The following is a 17,116-nucleotide window of genomic DNA, read 5'->3' on the forward strand; positions in this document are numbered from 1 at the left end:
ACGCGGCGCCGCTTACTCTTCGCGCCAGCGTGCCAAATGGGTTTCGATCAGTTCGCGGGATATCGAGTAAGGCGGCGGCAGAGAGGGCAACTGACGGGGAGAAAACCACGCAGCATCGCTAATCTCCACCCCATCAATGCGAATGCGCCGGGTGGTGGCTTCGGCGAAGTAACCAAACATCAGCGAGTGCGGGAATGGCCACGCCTGACTTTGGTGATACCGCAGTTGATCAATATGCACCCCCACTTCCTCAAATACCTCGCGATGCACTGCCTCTTCTGCAGACTCCCCCGGCTCGATAAAACCAGCCAATGTGGAGTAACGTCCCGGCGGAAAGCGCGGACTGCGGGCTAGCAGCATCGCCTCTCCACTGGTCACCAGGGTAATGATGCACGGGGAAATACGTGGATAGTTGCGATGACCGCAGGCGTGGCAGTGCATCGCAAATTCCGCGCTAAGCTTGGTAGCCGGTGCGCCACAACGACCGCAGAAGCGGTGATTTTCCAGCCAGGCACCTACCTGCAGTGCCGTAGAGAGCAGGCTAAACCAAGCGGTGGAAAGCTCGCTCATCCATTGGCGACCATCAATCCAACCGCTTCCAGCCTGGGGTTCAACCAGCAGCGCCACCGGCTCATCATCCCAGTAACACAACGGCTGCATCTGTTCTGTCCAGGGCTGGTAAGGCTGCAGCGGGGTTAGCTCTTCGCTACCGTTTAACGGTGCGGGCGCCAATAGGCTCCGCGATAGCCGAATAACTCGACCGGCTTGTTCATGATGAGGAATTTCTCGCCTAAGCATCGCTGGCCGCACCCTCAAACCAGTTCAACTGATGCGCCTCGCATTTGGCCTTATGCGCCGCTTGCTCTGTCTCGCTTGGACGCACCACGCGCAATTGTCCAGGCGTTAAAGAAAGCCGCTGAATCGACATCCCTTCATTAGAGGTATCCGCCTGCTCCTGTTCCGCTGCGGAGGCCGCGTCCAGGGTCAGCGCGGTCTGTCCACCGGTCATCGCTAGATAGACCTCAGCGAGGATTTCCGAATCTAACAGTGCGCCGTGCAGTACCCGGTGACCATTGTCGATATCGTAGCGTTTGCACAATGCGTCAAGACTGTTGCGCTGGCCTGGGTGCATCTTTCGCGCCATGGTCAGCGTATCTAATACGCCGCAATGATCGCTCACCGGCCCCAGCACAGGGGATTTGCGCTGCCGATTCAACATGCCCAGCTCGTGGTCGATAAAGCCCACATCGAAGGGGGCGTTATGAATCACCAACTCTGCGCCTTCGATGAATGCCCAAAACTCATCGGCTATTTTCGCGAATACCGGCTCGTTGGCGACTTTGGCGTTATCAATCCCGTGAACGGCGACTACCTCTGCGTCGATATGTCGCTCTGGGTTGATGTATTGATGATAAGTGCGGCCAGTGAAGCGTCGATTGACCATCTCAATAGCACCAATTTCGACTAGGCGATGGCCATCTTTGGGGTCGATACCCGTGGTTTCAGTATCTAAGATCACCTGACGCATCATGCTCTCCTCTTTTGGTGCTCATCAATCGCTTCATTGGCCAGCGAATCGGCACGCTCGTTGCCTGGATGGCCGCTGTGCCCTTTTACCCAGTGCCACTCGACTTGGTGGCGCTGAGTCTCTTCGTGCAGAGTCTTCCATAGCTCGGCATTTTTGACCGGCTGCTTGGCAGCGGTTTTCCAGCCGCGCTTGATCCAATTATGAATCCACCGGGTAATCCCCTGGCGAACATATTGGGAGTCAGTCCAAAGCGCCACTTCACAAGGGGTATTGAGAGTGCGTAGCGCCATAATCGCGGCCATTAACTCCATGCGATTATTAGTCGTATCCGCTTCATAGCCTTTCAAGGTTTTCTCATGCTCGCCACTCGCCAGCACGACACCCCATCCGCCGGGCCCTGGGTTGCCCCTACAAGCCCCATCGGTATACACCGTTACCCGAGGTAGATCTCCCGCCGCCTCTTTAGTCAATCTTTTGATCCCCCGGTTTATGTAAAACAGGCTTCTGTAAATCAGCTTTATTTGAATCAGCTTCGTGCATACCCGCTTGCCGTGTTTTGGCTTGAGATGTTCTAGCGGGATTCGCTTGATAAGTTTGGTAGTGGGCGGATGAGCCAGAACGGGTAACACCCAAAGACGCCGGAGAAGCTGGCGCCTCCAAGCCAAACCTCAAGCGCTGAACCGGTGCTTGGCGCTGCTGTCGGCGCGCTTGAATCATATAACTTTCGCCCAGCGGCAGGTTATGACGCCGCCCAAACGACTCCCAATACTCTCCGCACTTGGCGTTCATCCGTCCCCGAAAACAGCAATAGTCTACCCGCTCCACCTCAAAGTCGACAAACGCCAACCAGTCGCGCAGACGGCTAGCGGAGCGCCAAGTACCGCTCCAGGGAAATTTCTGTCGGCGCTTTCGCCACTGCCGGGCAAGGCCACTCACGCCAATGGGGTTAAAGCCAAACAGCACCATAATGCCGTTATCGGCGGTTACCCGCGCGGCCTCCTGAAGAGCGAAATGGGCATCGGTTAAGTGCTCAAGCCAGTGGTGAATGACCACCACATCCAAACAGCGATCAGGCAGCGCAAGTTGATCCGGTGGACATATTAAGGCGCTAACGTTTTCGGCTAACTGACGCGTGGGCGACCAGCGAATGGGATGCGGAATAGCCGACATGGTCATCATTGTCGGCCCCATGCTCATTTCCAAGCTATGGCCGCCCACCCGCGATTCCACCACGGGTCCTAAGCAGGCACGCTGGGTTTCCCAAAGCGAGCGCCCCGCCTCTGTTTGCCAATAAGGCTGGCTACTTTGTAAGCGCTTAGCCAGTGTTGTGGCCGTCGTCGAATTTGACATGAACAGCGCTTCCCTCCACAGTAACGGCTTTTTAACGCCTTTTACGCACCGTTTTAGCGCTAATTAGCGCAATGTTTGACGTTTTTTTTCGTAACTTAAAGGATCTCGCCGATGATGAGCGTGACACCGATCCCCGCCCTTAGCGACAACTATATTTGGCTATTAAGACAAGATACCAGTCAAAGCGTTTGTGTGGTGGATCCCGGTGAAGCTGCCCCGGTAATCGAGTTTCTTGAGCGTGAGTCGCTAACCCTAAATTGCATTTTGATTACCCACCACCACCATGATCATACCGGTGGTTTAGCGGAGCTGATTAAACGCTACTCCCCTCATGTTATAGGCCCGGCCAATCCTAACATTGAAGGCATTGATGAAACCGTGGGCGACGGCGATGAAGTCCGCATTATGGGCCGCTTGTTTGACGTCATGGCGACACCCGGCCATACGCTGGATCATATCAGCTACTTCACAGCGGGTATCCCTGCTCTACTGTTCTGCGGCGACACACTTTTTTGTGCGGGTTGTGGTCGATTATTCGAGGGTACACCGGAGCAAATGCACACCGCGCTGAAAAAATTTGCGGAACTCCCTGAAGATACACTGGTCTTTGCAGCCCATGAGTACACTCAAGCAAACCTAACGTTTGCTCGTGCTGCGGATCCTGAAAACGAAGACGTCAAACACGCTTTACAGGAGTGTGAAAAGGCGCGGGCATTGGATCGCCCCACCTTACCCAGCACGATAGGACGCGAGCTGAAAATTAATCCCTACCTTCGCGTGGGCACTGATAGCGTGCGACAAGCGGCAGGTACCCAGGGTGTTAATAATGATGATCTCGCTACGTTCACCACTCTACGCGAGTGGAAGAACCGTTTTTAAGAACGCTATCGAAACCAAACGAATGCAACTATGACCTATCGAACGATTCGCCAGCGCTTGATGCTGAGCGCGGGCAGTACCGTAATAATGGGCCTAATGTTAGCCGCTGCGGCAAGCTCACAAGCCTCTGCTACAACCTATGAACGATCTACTGGATCAACACACACGTCAGTAGACGTTACAAAACCACGCCCCACGCCGTTCCAAATCCATTTTTGGGAGGCGCTGGAGCTGGAACCCCAGGACGCCTGGACAACGCTGCGTAAAAGCTTTCAGTGGCAAGAAAAGTCACTGCCCGTTGAGGCCCAGGCGCGGGTAGACGAATGGATTGAGTACTACCGTTCAAGCCCCGAAAACATTGCCACTATCACCGAAAGAGCCACTCCTTGGCTTGCCTGGATCACCCAGCAAGTTAGCGAACGCGGCCTGCCTGGTGAAGTCGCATTAATTCCCTTCGTAGAGAGTTCGTTTGACCCAGGTGCGCGTAGCCACCGAGGTGCTGCTGGGCTATGGCAGTTTATGCCTGGCACCGGCGATGCACTGGGCTTGGTAAGAAACGGGAACTACGATGGTCGATTAGACGTGGTGACCTCCACCGAAGCGGCGCTGGACTACTTGGAAATGCAGGCTGACCAGTGGTATGAAGGTGATCTGATGCTGTCATTAGCCGCTTATAACGCAGGTGCAGGCACCGTTAATCGCGCTCAGCGCCAGGCCCAGGGTCAAGGTTTAAACGGCGAGTACTGGGATCTCTCGCTGCCCTACGAAACCATGCAGTATGTACCCAAGCTAAAAGCAATCGCGACGATCATTAATGACCCAGAGCAGTACGGTGTCAGCTTGCCGGAAATACACGTTGAGCCGGCCTTTGCAAAAGTGCAGTTGACCCATGCGGTAAGCCTCTCAGAAGCCTCACAGCTTTTGGATGTTAGTCAAACGGCGTTAGTCGAGCTAAATCCAGGCCTGTTGAATGGCAGTATCGACCCACGCAGCGGCCAGACACTGCTGGTACCTGAAGAAGTCGATATACAGGTGCTTGCGCAACTCGCCCAAGGCGGCAGTCAAACACAAGATAGTAACCAAGCGTTTGCGCAAAACAGCAGTGGCAATACCCACCGCGTTGAAAGGGGCGATAGTCTCTCTGCGATTGCAGCCCAGTATAATGTTGACCAGCAAGACCTCATACGCTGGAATGCGATTGAACGCCCCAGCGCTTTACAACCAGGCCAACTGTTGACACTTTCAGGGCGTTAAATCGGGGTAAATAGTTGGCTTTGTTCACATGGGATGTCACCAATGCCGCATGGTTTGTTTTTTGCGAAATCGCTTCTACTCATCAGTGGCCTGCTGTTTAGCGTATCAATTCTGGTTTCAGAAACGCTGGCTTCAGAAACGACGTCTAACAATGATTCGTCTATCACCACCCCCAGCAATGTGGTGGGTGATTTAAATACTGACGCTAACAACGGGGTGCCTGTTGAAACAGTTCATGGGCTATCTCTTTACGATAGCCCCGAGCTAGCAGCCGACTTTCCCTACTTCCCGCATGTAAATCCTCACGCCCCCAAAGGCGGCACCATTACCCATACCGCCGTGGGGAGCAGCTTTGACTCGACTAATCCGTTTATTATTCGCGGCACGCCAGTTACCGGCATTTCACAAATTTACGACACCCTGATGGCCAGCAACCCCAATGAGCCCTTTAGCCTCTACGGCTTGCTGGCTAAAGGCGTGCGTCTTGACCCTGACAGGGAGTGGATCGAGTTCGACCTGCGCCCAGAAGCACGCTTCCAAGACGGAGAGCCGGTCACTGCCTACGATGTGGTGTTCTCGCTTAACTTGCTCCGCGAAGAGGGCAATCCGTTTTACGCCAGCTACTACGCTGGGGTGGAAGAAGCCATCGCGCTAAATGAGCATCAGGTACGCTTTACCTTTAACGATAACGAATCCCGCGAACTGCCGTTAATCATTGCCCAACTTCCCATACTCCCCCGCCACTACTGGGAACCCCGCGAGTTCACATCGCCCACCCTAGTGGCACACCCAGGCTCCGGGCCCTATCGTATTAGTGAAGTAGACCCTGGTCGGCGAATTGTTTATCAGCGCGATGAGGATTACTGGGGGAAAGATTTACCGGTCAATATTGGCCGATACAATATTGACCGCATCATTTACGACTACTACCGTGACCGAGATATTGCCTGGGAAGCGTTTAAAGCTGGCCTGACCGACTTTCGTACCGATGCCCGCGCCGCCACCTGGGCGATTGGCTATAATTTCCCTGCCTATGAAGAGGGCTTGGTCAAGCGGCTGACGGTGCCGGACGTCAACCCTTCAATGATGCAGGCATTTGTCTTCAACCTGCGTAAAGAGAAGTTTCAGGACCCACGTGTGCGAGAAGCATTAAGCCTCACCTTCGATTTCCCGTGGCTGAATACCAATATTTTTTACGGCACTTACCAGCGCACCGAGAGTTTTTTCCAAAATTCTGAAATGGAAGCCACCGGACTGCCTTCGGAGGCAGAGCTTGCGTTACTGGAGCCCTTCCGTGACGAGTTGATAGCCTCCCATGGCTCTTCTGACCGCCTGTTTACCGAGCCGCTGCCTATCGATGAGCCTATCGAGCTACGCGAACGGCTGCGTAAAGCGCTTGAGCTACTCCGCGAGGCAGGTTACCAGGTTGAAGACGGCATGCTAGTCAACCAGGACACCGGGCGACCGTTAAGCCTGGAAGTGCTGCTCTACGACTCGGGGCTTGAGCGCGTGGTGCAGCCCATGCTGCGCAACATGGCCCGCCTGGGGGTGCAGACCTCACTGCGTATCGTTGATATTAATCAATATTTAAACCGGCAGCGCAATTACGACTATGACATAGTGATTAGCCATTTCCCGCAGTCGAACAATCCGGGCAATGAGCAGCGTGACTTCTGGACCAGTGCCGCCGCCGTGGCACCGCAAAGCCGTAACCGAATGGCGCTGGCACATCCAGCGGTCGATGCACTGGTGGAAACGATCATTAGTGCCGATGGCCGTGAAGCGTTGGATACCGCCACCCGCGCGCTGGATCGGGTGCTGCGCTGGGGGTTCTATGTGATTCCCCACTACCACTCTGGGGAGACCCGTATCGCCATTTGGGATAAGTTTGGCTACCCGGAGCCATTCCCAGCGTACGCCATGGATATGGATGCGTGGTGGGTAGACACCCAGCGTGAAGCAGCACTGCAGCGCCGTCAACGCGGACGCTAACACGGCCGCGATGACAATGACTGATTGCAACGGCTTATCCTTAACGGTTTCATCGTCATAAACCTCGGAGTGCTCTGTGGCCCGCTATACCCTACGCCGACTGCTGCTAATGATTCCGACCCTTTTCGGAATTATGCTACTCAATTTTATTATTGTTCAGGCGGCGCCGGGCGGGCCAATTGATCAGATGTTGGCGCGTTTTGAAGGCGCCGACGCCATGGCCAGCACCCGCTTGGATATGGGTGGCGCCGACGTCCAGGTTAGCGATGACTCCCGGGGAGCACGGGGCATTGACCCGCGTTTTATCGAACAGCTAGAGCAGCAGTTTGGTTTTGACAAACCCGCCCACGAGCGCTTTATCGGTATGATGGCGGATTACCTCACTCTCGATTTCGGTACCAGTTTCTTCCGCGATCGCCCAGTCACCGAGCTGATGATCGAGCGGCTGCCGGTTTCCATATCGTTAGGGCTCTGGACGACACTGCTGGTCTATTTAATCTCAATACCGTTAGGCATTAAAAAAGCGCTGCGCCACGGCTCCCGGTTTGACGTATGGTCATCCGGGCTAGTGATTGTCGGCTATGCCATTCCAGGTTTTCTGTTTGCCATTCTGCTTATCGTGCTGTTTGCCGGGGGCACCTACTGGGATCTATTCCCCCTACGCGGATTAACCTCGCCTGACTTCGACCAGCTTTCTGCCTGGGGCAAGGTCAAAGACTACTTCTGGCATATCACGCTGCCGGTCATCGCCGCCTCGATTGGCAGCTTTGCCACGCTGACAATGCTGACCAAAAACAGCTTTCTCGATGAGATTCACAAGCAGTATGTGATTACCGCCCGCGCCAAAGGCGCCGACGAGCGGCGCGTGCTTTACGGCCATGTGTTTCGCAACGCCATGCTGATTATTATCGCTGGCCTACCCGCCGCCATGATCGGCATTTTCTTCACCGGCGCGCTGCTTATCGAAGTTATCTTCTCTCTGGATGGGCTGGGTCTGCTCGGCTTCGAGGCGGTCATGCAGCGGGATTACCCGGTGATATTCGGCACCCTCTTCCTGTATACCGTGATCGGCTTAATCCTCAAGCTGATTTCCGATTTGACCTACGTGTGGGTAGACCCGCGTATCGACTTTTCGACTCGGGAGTCATGATAATGGCCACTTTATCGTCACGCTTATCGCCTATCACTCGCCGTCGACTGGCCGCTTTTAAAGCCAATCGTCGTGCCCGGGTGTCACTCTGGTTATTTGCCACACTATTTATCGTTAGCCTGTTTGCCGAGCTAATTGCCAACGACAAACCGATTATTATGCAGTACGACGGCCAGTGGTATTTTCCCATGCAGGTGGACTACCCAGAAACCGATTTTGGCGGCTTCCTGCCTACCCGAACGGACTATCTGGATCCCCTTGTTCAGCAACAGATTAAAGATCAAGGCTGGGCGCTGTGGCCTATCATTCCGTTTTCATATCAGACTCTGGATATGAATATGACCCGCCCATCCCCAGCCCCGCCGGATAGCCGCCACTGGCTGGGCACCGATGACCAGGGCCGGGATGTATCGGCACGGGTAATTTATGGTTTTCGCCTTTCGGTGGCCTTTGCCCTGGTACTCACCGTAGGGTCGTTAGTCGTCGGTGTCGTGGTGGGCGGCGTGCAGGGCTACTTTGGAGGCAAAGTTGATTTGATAGGTCAGCGTTTCACCGAAATTTGGTCCGGCTTGCCGGTGCTGTTCCTGCTGATTATCTTGGCCAGCTTTGTTCAGCCAGGTTTTTGGTGGTTGCTGGGGATTATGCTGCTTTTTTCATGGTTGGGCTTGGTGGATATCGTGCGCGCTGAGTTCCTGCGCGCGCGCAATCTGGAGTACGTGCGCGCGGCCAAAGCCATGGGCTTACCGTCACGCTTGATCATGTGGCGCCACGTGCTGCCCAATGCCATGGTCGCCACGCTGACGTTTATTCCGTTTCTGTTTACCGGCGCCATTGGCACCTTGACCGCTCTGGATTTTCTCGGCTTCGGCCTGCCACCAGGCGCTCCCTCACTAGGTGAGCTTGCAGCCCAGGGCAAAAACAATCTGCACGCCCCTTGGCTAGGCATCACGGCGTTTATGACCCTGGCGATCATGCTTTCGCTGTTGGTATTTATCGGCGAAGGTTTGCGCGATGCTTTTGACCCGCGTCACGTGCAGCAACGCCAAGCGGGTACTGCCCAGGAGACCCACCATGCCTAACCCTCTGCTGCGCATTGAAAATCTTGATGTTGCCTTTGATGGCAACCCGGTGGTGCAGTCACTCTCACTCACCCTCAATGCGGGCGAAACCCTGGCCATTGTCGGTGAATCTGGCTCCGGAAAATCGGTATCAGCGCTGGGTATGGTAAATCTGCTGCCCTGCAATGCCACCGTTCAAGGCGAACGCTGGCTGGGTGATACCAATCTGGCCAATTTAACGGAAACTCAGTGGAACACGGTGCGCGGCAATCGCGTCGGCTTTATCTTCCAAGAGCCGATGACCTCACTCAATCCACTGCATCGGGTTGGCAAGCAGATCGGTGAAGCACTCCGGCTGCATCAAGGGCTGCGTGGTCACGCGGCCCGGGATCGCAGCAAAGAGCTGCTGGAACAAGTGAAACTGCCGCGCCCGGACGAACTGCTGGGTGCCTGGCCCCACCAGCTCTCGGGTGGGCAGCGCCAGCGGGTGATGATTGCTATGGCGATTGCTAACAATCCCTCACTGCTGATTGCCGATGAGCCCACCACCGCGCTGGACGTCACGGTACAGCAAGAGATTCTCGCCCTGCTTCGTGAACTACGCGACCACCATGGCATGGGCATGCTGTTTATCAGCCACGATTTAAACCTGGTGCGCCGTTATGCAGACCGAATTTGCGTTATGTACCAGGGGCGCATTCAGGAAATAGGCCCGGTGGAGCAGGTCTTTCAGCATCCGCAAAGCGATTACACTAAAGCACTGCTCGCCGCTGAGCCGGAAGGTAGGCCCCAAGCTATAGAGCATATAGCGCCGCTACTGACGGCTCGCCAGTTAAGCGTGAGCTTTAAGCGCCCAAAGACCGGCTTATTTAAGCGCCAGCCGCCCGCTTTTGTGGCGGTGCACCCGACGGATTTCCAAATAGCACCGGGGGAAACCCTGGGCATTGTGGGTGAGTCCGGCTCGGGTAAAACCACGCTTGCGTCAGCAGTCATGCGGCTGGTCACTAGCCAAGGCGACATCACCCTTGGCAACGATAAACTAAGCTCCCTAACCGGCGATGCGTTACGCCGCCACCGTCACCGTTTGCAGATGGTGTTTCAAGACCCTTACGGCGCGCTTTCACCGCGCATGCCGGTGTTTGATATCGTCAGCGAGGGGCTGCGCTTTCACTACCCTCATCTCACCACTGAAGAAGTTTCCCAGCGGGTCAATCAAACGCTGCACGAGGTAGGCTTGCCCGAGAGCTGTGCCGCGCGCTACCCCCACGAGTTCTCCGGCGGCCAGCGCCAGCGAATCGCCGTAGCAAGAGCGATTATCTTAGAACCAGAATTGTTGGTGCTGGATGAGCCAACCTCTGCGTTAGACCGTACCGTGCAGAAGCAGCTAGTCACCCTATTGCGCGATCTGCAGGCGCGCCGTCAGCTTAGTTATTTGTTTATTAGCCACGATCTAGCCGTCGTGCGCGCCATGGCACACCGCATTATGGTGCTCAAGGATGGCGAAGTGGTCGAACAAGGCCCCTGCCTAGAGGTGCTTTCAGCGCCACAGCATGCTTATACCCAAGCGCTGATTGCCGCTGCACATCTGACACACTAACTGAATTAGCCACAAAACTTAATACTCGTAAGGTGCGAAATAAGATAACGGTATAAACACTCAGGTAAAATAAAGCCGCTTCCCAAAATGGGGAGCGGCTAATGGAGACCTTAACCAAGGACTCAGAAAAGCGCGATTTCGCCGGCGGTTAATTCTCGCCACTCGCCGGGCGCCAGATTGGCATCCAACGCTAAGTCACCGATAGAGCTGCGGTGCAGTGAGTTGACGTGATTACCCAAGGCGGCAAACATACGCTTCACTTGGTGATAGCGACCTTCGGTAATAGTGAGCTCTGCCTGGGTAGGCGACAACAGCCGAAGCGTTGCGGGCTGCGTTGGCGTCTCTTCCCCATCCAGCATCAGGCCATCGGCGACTTGGCCAATCGCCCACTCCGCCGCTGCGCCTTCCATCGGCTCGGCTAGCTCGGCGATATACACCTTGGCGCAGCGATGGCGCGGAGATGTCACGCGGTGAGACCACTGACCATCATCGGTTAATAGCAGCAAGCCAGTGGTATCCACATCTAACCGCCCTACCGGCTGTAACCGATCCGCTTTGGGTAGATCAATTAGATCGATTGCTCTTTGGTAGAGACCGCGGCGGGCGTTACATTCAACGTCGACGGGCTTGTGCAGCATAATGTAGCGAACACCTACCAGCGCTAGCCGCTCGCCGTTGAGTACCACCACATCATTATCGGTATCGATTTGGGTCGCCGACTGTTTGATCGGCTCGCCGTTTAGGGTCACTTCGCCATTTTTGAGTGCCCGCTTGGCGAGGCTGCGGGTTAACGGTGAGGTTTCACTCAAAAAGCGATCAAGGCGCATCATTAACCCACTCCTGGCAGCAGCTTAAAGTGGTCGGCATCTTGCCAGGCAGGAAATTTTTCACGAAAAGCATCAAGGGTAGTTTTATCCAGCGTGCCCGTTTCTATAAACGGGGTATGGGCAGGTTGATCGATTAGCGGTTCGCCTTTGAAGTCGACCAATAAGGAGTCGCCGCTGTAGGCAAGTCCTTTGGCATCTTCTCCAACGCGATTAACGCCAATCACATAGCTTAAGTTCTCTACCGCGCGGGCCTGCAGGAGCGTGCGCCAAGGATGACGACGCGGTGCTGGCCAGTTGGCGATACACAGCAGCGCATCATACTCGAAATGCTGACCTTCTGCTGGCTGCTGACGCATCCAGACCGGAAAACGCAGATCGTAGCAAACACTCAGCAGTAGCTTGAAACCCTTCAGCTCGACGATCTTGCGCTCACCGCCCATGCCATAGCGCTCGTGCTCTCCCGCCATACGAAATAGATGGCGCTTATCGTAGTGGGTTAACTCCCCCTCCGGTGTCGCCCAGATCAAGCGATTATAAAACTCGCCTTCTTCTTCAATCGCCACGCTGCCAGTCATCACGCAGTTACGTGCCTTCGCCTGGGCCTGTAGCCAGGCAACGCTTTGGCTCTGCGCCATGGGCTGGGCCATTTCACGGGAGTTCATAGTAAAGCCCGTGGCAAACATCTCCGGCAATACAATAAGATCCGTATCGCGGCTATCCAACTCGCCCAGCAACTGCTCAAGATGGGCGTGGTTGGCCTGGGGGTCTTCCCAGCGCAGATCGCACTGCACTAGCGTGTTCCTAAGTTGACTCACTTAACACCTCCAATTCGTCAGTCTCAAGGCAACGTTTATGCTAGATTAGCATCTTTAAATAATGAGGCTGCTATGCTTCCTACTCCAACACGCGATCCAGCTGCCGTCAAAGGCGTCATGTTTGGGCTAACCGCCTACACAATGTGGGGCTGTTTTCCGCTATTTTTCGCCTTGTTTGAGGGCGTTCCTGCCTTTGAAATATTGATCCACCGGATCATTTGGGCGTGTCTTTTTTTGGTCGGCTTGATTACCCTATTACGCCGCTGGCCGCCCGTTGTCACAGCGTTGGGCGAACCCAAGCGGCTAGGCCGCGTATTGGCCTGCGCGCTATTAATAGCGTTTAACTGGGGTATCTACATTTATGCGGTGGAGTCGAAGCAGGTATTGCAGGCGAGTCTGGGCTACTTCTTAACGCCATTAGTGAACGTTGCACTGGGTATGATGGTACTGCGGGAAGTGATGGCCAAGCTGCAGTTGGTCGCCTTGGGTTTGGCCAGCGTTGCCATTGCCACGCAGTTTGTCATGCTGGGCGAACTGCCCTGGATTAGTTTACTGCTGGCGTTAAGCTTCGGCAGTTACGGCCTGTTTCGTAAGCAGGTGCCGTTGGACGGTTTATCGGGCCTGTTTGTGGAGACGCTGCTGCTATTCCCCCTAGCCCTGATTGCTCTCACTTGGCTAAGCTGGAACGACACTTCCCATTTTTTACAGAACACTTCCACCACAAGTTTGCTAATCGCCAGCGGTGCCTTGACTGCGCTGCCGCTAATGGCCTTTGCTGGCGCAGCCCGCCGCTTGCGTTTGGCAACCCTGGGCTTTTTGATGTACATCAACCCAAGCATTCAGTTTCTCATTGCCTTAACCGTGTTCGGCGAGCCCCTGGGCATTATCCAGTTGGCAACGTTTGTGCTTATTTGGATCGGGCTCGCGCTCTATTCCTGGTCGGCGTGGCAGTCACGCCCGCGCTACGCTGCGGCTAGGTAGTGCCAGCGGCGGTGATGCGTCAGCATTCGCGGCTGTTTCAAGCATAGGCGTCGATGCAGTATCCCGTTCTGGCTGGTAGCCGACACGGAAGCCGCCCCAGTGCTTACCCTGCACATACACCGGCACTGAGAGATCGTGCATGATTTCCCCGGTATCGCGCTTGTAGGTTTGCAGTAGCAGCGGCTTCTCATGAGCACCACAGCGGCTGCCGGTTGGGTCATCGAAAATGCGTTTGTTGCGGCAGAATTTCAAATCGTGCGCGTAGTCACCGGTTGGCGCGAGGCTAACCGCCTTGTTATGGGTCGGCACGTAGCCTTTACGGTCACAGGCAATGGCATAACTTAAGCCTAGCTGAGTGAGCAAAGGTTCCTGCAGATCAGGCAAATATCTATCGGTGAAACTATCAAAACCGGTTTTATATTGCGGCGGCTGCGTACCCGAAATCTGTTCGTAGTGGGGCTGGAACAAACGGGCTTCTGAAAGCTCCCCGCTGGTAATCGCTTTCTCCAGCAGCTTGCCCAGCTTATCGGCGGTTGATCGTGCAGCGTGGAACACCTGCTGGTGGCGCCCTTCTAAATGCTGCTGAGCGAGTTCTCCGTCTACGCCTTCCGCAGCCTCCATCAGCGCTCGGGCTTGCTCAGCCAAATCGTGCATATTGCGGTTACCTTCATCTACATCGTCTTCCAACTGGCTCAAGCCGTCGGCCACGGTTTGACTGTGCTGGCGAGTGTTCTCCATCGCATCGGCTACGCGGGTAATTTCGCTCTGCACCTGATCGAATTCTTGGGTCATCGTCCCCAGACTGTTGCCGACCAGTTGCAGCCCCTTTGAGCGCTCGCTGATCCGGGTCATTAAATGGCTCATAGTAGCAACTACCGATTGACCGCTCTGATGCATATCCTTAACCAGCTCATCGACGCTTTGGGTTGCAGTAGAAGTCTTGAGTGCCAGGTTGCGCACTTCGCCAGCGACTACAGCAAACCCTCGCCCGTGTTCGCCCGCTCGGGCTGCTTCGATTGACGCATTGAGGGACAGCAGATGGGTCTGTTCGGCGATATCCTCAATCATGGAGGTAACGTTGCGTACACGCTCAATTTTATCGTTCAGCGCGGTTAGCATTTCCAGCGCTTGATTTGAACGGTCAGCAACGTCGCCCATGTCCTGAATAATATCGTCCAGTTCGGCATGGTTGTGATGGCTGGCTTCCCGGGCGCTCTCTGCCAGCGCTGCCACTTGGCTGGCGCTGGCACTGACCTGCATAATGGCTGCATTAATGGCCGTCATGCTGGATGAAGCCTCACGGGCCATGGTTTCTTGCTTGGAAAGGCGCTGATCCATCAGGTCGGCATAGTGCGACACTTCTGCCGAGGCTATCGCGGTGCTGCTTGCGCGGTTCATTAACCGGTAGGCCATGGCACGCAGCGAACGGTAATCACGTAGCGGTTTAAAGCCACGCTGACGCTGCTCAAGGCGACGTTGGTCGGCGCGGTACACGCCTTCCAGCGCACTGAGCAGCACAGTACCACCACCTAGTGCGGCGAAGAGGAGCGCCAGATAACTCCATAGACCGCCTTGTACGGCAAGCCCTATCGACAGCGCCAAGAACAGCACCGGAACTAACAATTGCAGTAAGCGCATGAGCAGTACTCGTTTATTAACATTATTGAGTATCAAAAACCCTACATAAGAGGGCTTAACTCGCCTTTGTGTCTAAGCTTAGCTTGTTATGCTAATGAAAGAAGTAGCACTTTGGGGGAAGACGCAAAGCATTAAGCTCTTCGTCATCATTGAGTTACCGTCGTGCAAATGAATATAAGCACTGCAATGAAAGGGAATATCCCTTACTCTCTCTGTTCTGCCACTCTTACACCCTATGGAATCCATGCTAAAGCGCTATTTGCCGATCCTGACGTGGCTCCCCCACTACCATAAACGCCTGCTGGGGGCCGACCTTTTGGCGGGCTTGATCGTCACGGTGATGGTCATCCCCCAGTCGCTGGCCTATGCGCTGCTAGCAGGGCTACCCGCGGTGGTAGGCTTGTACGCCAGCATCCTGCCACAACTGGTCTATACCTTGTTTGGCACCAGCAAAACCCTCGCTGTCGGGCCGGTGGCGATTATCGCCTTGATGACCGGCGCCGCACTCTCCTCCGTGGCAGCTACAGGCACGGAGACTTATTTGCAGGCAGCGCTCATCCTGTCACTTCTTTCCGGTGGCATGCTGGTAGTTATGGGGCTGCTGAAAATGGGTTTTTTCAGCAATTTTCTAAGTCATCCGGTTATCTCCGGCTTTTTATCGGCGTCGGGAATTTTGATCGCGGCTAGCCAACTTGGCAGCATGCTGGGGGTTGAGAGTAGCGGTTTTACCCTGGTGGAGCGCCTTATTACCTTGGTGCCCAATTTAGTCGCCTTTAACTTACCCACCTTACTGATCGGCAGTGGAACCCTATTGTTTTTGATTGCTATGCGACGCCACGGCAAAGCCACCCTGAACAAGATGGGCCTGCCAAACACCCTGGCGGACTTGATCGCAAAAGCGGGGCCGGTCTTTGCGGTAGTGATTACCACCCTGCTGACCTGGCACTGGCAGTTGGCCGATAAAGGCGTCGACGTAGTGGGCTCTATTCCCGGTGGGTTACCCGCGTTGAGCTTTGCTTGGGGAGACTACTCGCTGTGGCGAGCTCTGCTAATCCCAGCGCTGCTGATTAGCCTGGTCGGCTTTGTGGAGTCGGTCTCCATGGGCCAGATGTTGGCCGCTAAGCGGCGCCAGCGCATCTCTCCCAATCAAGAGCTAGTGGGCCTGGGCGCCTGCAATTTAGCCGCCGGCTTTTCCAGCGGTATGCCGGTAACCGGGGGCTTATCCCGCACCGTTATTAACTACGATGCAGGCGCACAAACGCCTGCGGCGGGAGCCTTTGCGGCGTTGGGCATTGCACTGGTCACAATGTCGTTTACCGGCTGGCTCTACTACCTGCCCATTGCGACCCTGGCCGCGACAATCACCGTTTCGATCTTAACGCTGGTAGATCTTCCCATGCTGCGCCAAACCTGGCGCTACTCCCGCAGCGATTTTGCCGCTATGGCGGTAACAATTCTGCTGACGCTGTGCGAAGGCGTTGAGGCTGGCATTATCAGCGGCGTGACCCTGTCTATTGCACTGTTTTTATACCGCACCAGCCGTCCACATAGCGCCTTGGTAGGCCGCGTGCCCGGTACCGAGCACTTTAGAAACACCACCCGCCACGATGTCGAAACGATCAGTACCGTTGCCCTGCTGCGCATCGATGAGAGCCTCTATTTTGCCAATGCCCGCTATTTGGAAGACACCATTTATAACCTAGTGGCGAGCCATCCTGAGCTTGAGCACGTTGTATTGATTTGCTCGGCGGTTAACCTAATCGATGCCTCGGCGCTCGAGAGTCTGGATGCGATCAACGCCCGCTTAAAAGACTCCAATGTAAAACTGCATTTATCCGAGGTTAAAGGCCCAGTGATGGATCAGCTCAAGAAGAGTGATTTTTTAGAGGCACTTACCGGACGGGTATTTTTAAGTACTTATGCCGCTTGGCGTGAATTCTCATAACCAGCTTGCCGTAGCGCGCCGTAGGGCGGTAGCCGAGAAAATCAAACCGGTGCTAGTCTGTCTGTATGCCTTTAACTAACGCTCGTTTGAATGCATCATAGA

At 55.0% G+C, this 17,116-nt stretch carries 15 protein-coding genes; 8 read left to right on the forward strand and 7 right to left on the reverse strand.

Annotated features, from left to right (window positions below):
• Positions 1 to 12 precede the first annotated feature (12 nt).
• From nudC to KUC_RS16165, 4 genes are read right to left on the reverse strand one after another with little or no spacing between them, the layout of a single operon-like run.
• A complete protein-coding gene (nudC, locus tag KUC_RS16150) occupies positions 13 to 798 on the reverse strand; it encodes an NAD(+) diphosphatase (protein ID WP_040481260.1) in 786 nt (261 codons plus the stop codon).
• Positions 791 to 1,528 (reverse strand): DNA polymerase III subunit epsilon, encoded by a 738-nt coding sequence (gene dnaQ / locus KUC_RS16155; protein WP_040481400.1) that lies wholly within the window; start codon positions 1,526 to 1,528, stop codon positions 791 to 793. Before dnaQ ends, nudC begins: the two co-directional genes overlap by 8 nt.
• Positions 1,528 to 1,998: a ribonuclease HI gene (rnhA, locus tag KUC_RS16160; RefSeq protein WP_040481262.1), complete on the reverse strand. Its 471-nt coding sequence runs from the start codon at positions 1,996 to 1,998 to the stop codon at positions 1,528 to 1,530. The genes dnaQ and rnhA overlap by 1 nt, the downstream gene beginning before the upstream one ends.
• Positions 1,991 to 2,878, reverse strand: a complete 888-nt coding sequence (locus tag KUC_RS16165; protein WP_007114303.1) for a class I SAM-dependent methyltransferase — start codon at positions 2,876 to 2,878, stop codon at positions 1,991 to 1,993. The genes rnhA and KUC_RS16165 overlap by 8 nt, the downstream gene beginning before the upstream one ends.
• A gap of 111 nt (positions 2,879 to 2,989) precedes the next feature.
• On the opposite strand from KUC_RS16165, the gene gloB reads away from it, so the two are divergent.
• From gloB to KUC_RS16195, 6 genes are all read left to right on the forward strand, one after another.
• Positions 2,990 to 3,757: a hydroxyacylglutathione hydrolase gene (gene gloB / locus KUC_RS16170; protein WP_007114304.1), complete on the forward strand. Its 768-nt coding sequence runs from the start codon at positions 2,990 to 2,992 to the stop codon at positions 3,755 to 3,757.
• 30 nt (positions 3,758 to 3,787) lie between these two features.
• Complete coding sequence (locus tag KUC_RS16175; protein WP_007114305.1) at positions 3,788 to 5,011, forward strand: transglycosylase SLT domain-containing protein; 1,224 nt, start codon at positions 3,788 to 3,790, stop codon at positions 5,009 to 5,011.
• 42 nt (positions 5,012 to 5,053) lie between these two features.
• Positions 5,054 to 7,003: an extracellular solute-binding protein gene (locus KUC_RS16180; protein ID WP_007114306.1), complete on the forward strand. Its 1,950-nt coding sequence runs from the start codon at positions 5,054 to 5,056 to the stop codon at positions 7,001 to 7,003.
• A gap of 76 nt (positions 7,004 to 7,079) precedes the next feature.
• The gene (locus tag KUC_RS16185; RefSeq protein ID WP_007114307.1) at positions 7,080 to 8,153 is read left to right on the forward strand and encodes a microcin C ABC transporter permease YejB; all 1,074 of its coding nucleotides are present in this window, start codon (positions 7,080 to 7,082) and stop codon (positions 8,151 to 8,153) included.
• Positions 8,154 to 8,155: 2 nt separating this feature from the next.
• A complete protein-coding gene (locus KUC_RS16190) occupies positions 8,156 to 9,232 on the forward strand; it encodes an ABC transporter permease (RefSeq protein ID WP_007114308.1) in 1,077 nt (358 codons plus the stop codon).
• Positions 9,225 to 10,808, forward strand: coding sequence for an ABC transporter ATP-binding protein (locus tag KUC_RS16195; protein WP_007114309.1), 1,584 nt, complete (start codon positions 9,225 to 9,227; stop codon positions 10,806 to 10,808). Before KUC_RS16190 ends, KUC_RS16195 begins: the two co-directional genes overlap by 8 nt.
• Before the next feature lie 122 nt (positions 10,809 to 10,930).
• Here the strand turns inward: KUC_RS16195 and KUC_RS16200 are convergent, their stop codons facing one another.
• Together KUC_RS16200 and KUC_RS16205 are read right to left on the reverse strand one after the other, a co-directional pair.
• Entirely contained in the window at positions 10,931 to 11,635 is a 705-nt protein-coding gene (locus KUC_RS16200) for a pseudouridine synthase (protein ID WP_040481406.1), read from the reverse strand.
• Positions 11,636 to 11,637: 2 nt separating this feature from the next.
• Complete coding sequence (locus KUC_RS16205; RefSeq protein WP_040481264.1) at positions 11,638 to 12,450, reverse strand: amidohydrolase; 813 nt, start codon at positions 12,448 to 12,450, stop codon at positions 11,638 to 11,640.
• Positions 12,451 to 12,522: 72 nt separating this feature from the next.
• Here KUC_RS16205 and rarD point away from each other — a divergent pair, with 72 nt between their 5' ends.
• A complete protein-coding gene (gene rarD, locus KUC_RS16210) occupies positions 12,523 to 13,431 on the forward strand; it encodes an EamA family transporter RarD (RefSeq protein ID WP_040481266.1) in 909 nt (302 codons plus the stop codon).
• Here the strand turns inward: rarD and KUC_RS16215 are convergent.
• The gene (locus KUC_RS16215; protein ID WP_007114313.1) at positions 13,402 to 15,069 is read right to left on the reverse strand and encodes a methyl-accepting chemotaxis protein; all 1,668 of its coding nucleotides are present in this window, start codon (positions 15,067 to 15,069) and stop codon (positions 13,402 to 13,404) included. The two genes, rarD and KUC_RS16215, sit on opposite strands and share 30 nt — an antisense overlap.
• Before the next feature lie 244 nt (positions 15,070 to 15,313).
• Between KUC_RS16215 and KUC_RS16220 the strand changes: the two genes are divergently transcribed.
• Positions 15,314 to 17,014 carry a SulP family inorganic anion transporter gene (locus KUC_RS16220; RefSeq protein WP_040481268.1) on the forward strand — a complete coding sequence of 567 codons (1,701 nt, stop codon included), beginning with the start codon at positions 15,314 to 15,316 and terminating at the stop codon, positions 17,012 to 17,014.
• The last annotated feature ends 102 nt before the right edge of the window (positions 17,015 to 17,116 follow it).

Origin of the sequence: Vreelandella boliviensis LC1, from assembly GCF_000236035.1 — a bacterium.
Taxonomy (GTDB): domain Bacteria; phylum Pseudomonadota; class Gammaproteobacteria; order Pseudomonadales; family Halomonadaceae; genus Vreelandella; species Vreelandella boliviensis.

What these genes read in the sequence shown, in the direction of transcription:
- KUC_RS16200 (WP_040481406.1), bottom strand. Translation starts at nt 11,635, where the DNA reads ATGCGCCTTGATCGCTTTTTGAGTGAAACCTCACCGTTAACCCGCAGC.
- KUC_RS16195 (WP_007114309.1), top strand. Translation starts at nt 9,225, where the DNA reads ATGCCTAACCCTCTGCTGCGCATTGAAAATCTTGATGTTGCCTTTGAT.
- KUC_RS16220 (WP_040481268.1), top strand. Translation starts at nt 15,314, where the DNA reads ATGCTAAAGCGCTATTTGCCGATCCTGACGTGGCTCCCCCACTACCAT.
- rarD (WP_040481266.1), top strand. Translation starts at nt 12,523, where the DNA reads ATGCTTCCTACTCCAACACGCGATCCAGCTGCCGTCAAAGGCGTCATG.
- KUC_RS16180 (WP_007114306.1), top strand. Translation starts at nt 5,054, where the DNA reads ATGCCGCATGGTTTGTTTTTTGCGAAATCGCTTCTACTCATCAGTGGC.
- gloB (WP_007114304.1), top strand. Translation starts at nt 2,990, where the DNA reads ATGATGAGCGTGACACCGATCCCCGCCCTTAGCGACAACTATATTTGG.
- KUC_RS16215 (WP_007114313.1), bottom strand. Translation starts at nt 15,069, where the DNA reads ATGCGCTTACTGCAATTGTTAGTTCCGGTGCTGTTCTTGGCGCTGTCG.
- nudC (WP_040481260.1), bottom strand. Translation starts at nt 798, where the DNA reads ATGCTTAGGCGAGAAATTCCTCATCATGAACAAGCCGGTCGAGTTATT.
- dnaQ (WP_040481400.1), bottom strand. Translation starts at nt 1,528, where the DNA reads ATGCGTCAGGTGATCTTAGATACTGAAACCACGGGTATCGACCCCAAA.
- KUC_RS16175 (WP_007114305.1), top strand. Translation starts at nt 3,788, where the DNA reads ATGACCTATCGAACGATTCGCCAGCGCTTGATGCTGAGCGCGGGCAGT.
- KUC_RS16190 (WP_007114308.1), top strand. Translation starts at nt 8,156, where the DNA reads ATGGCCACTTTATCGTCACGCTTATCGCCTATCACTCGCCGTCGACTG.
- KUC_RS16165 (WP_007114303.1), bottom strand. Translation starts at nt 2,878, where the DNA reads ATGTCAAATTCGACGACGGCCACAACACTGGCTAAGCGCTTACAAAGT.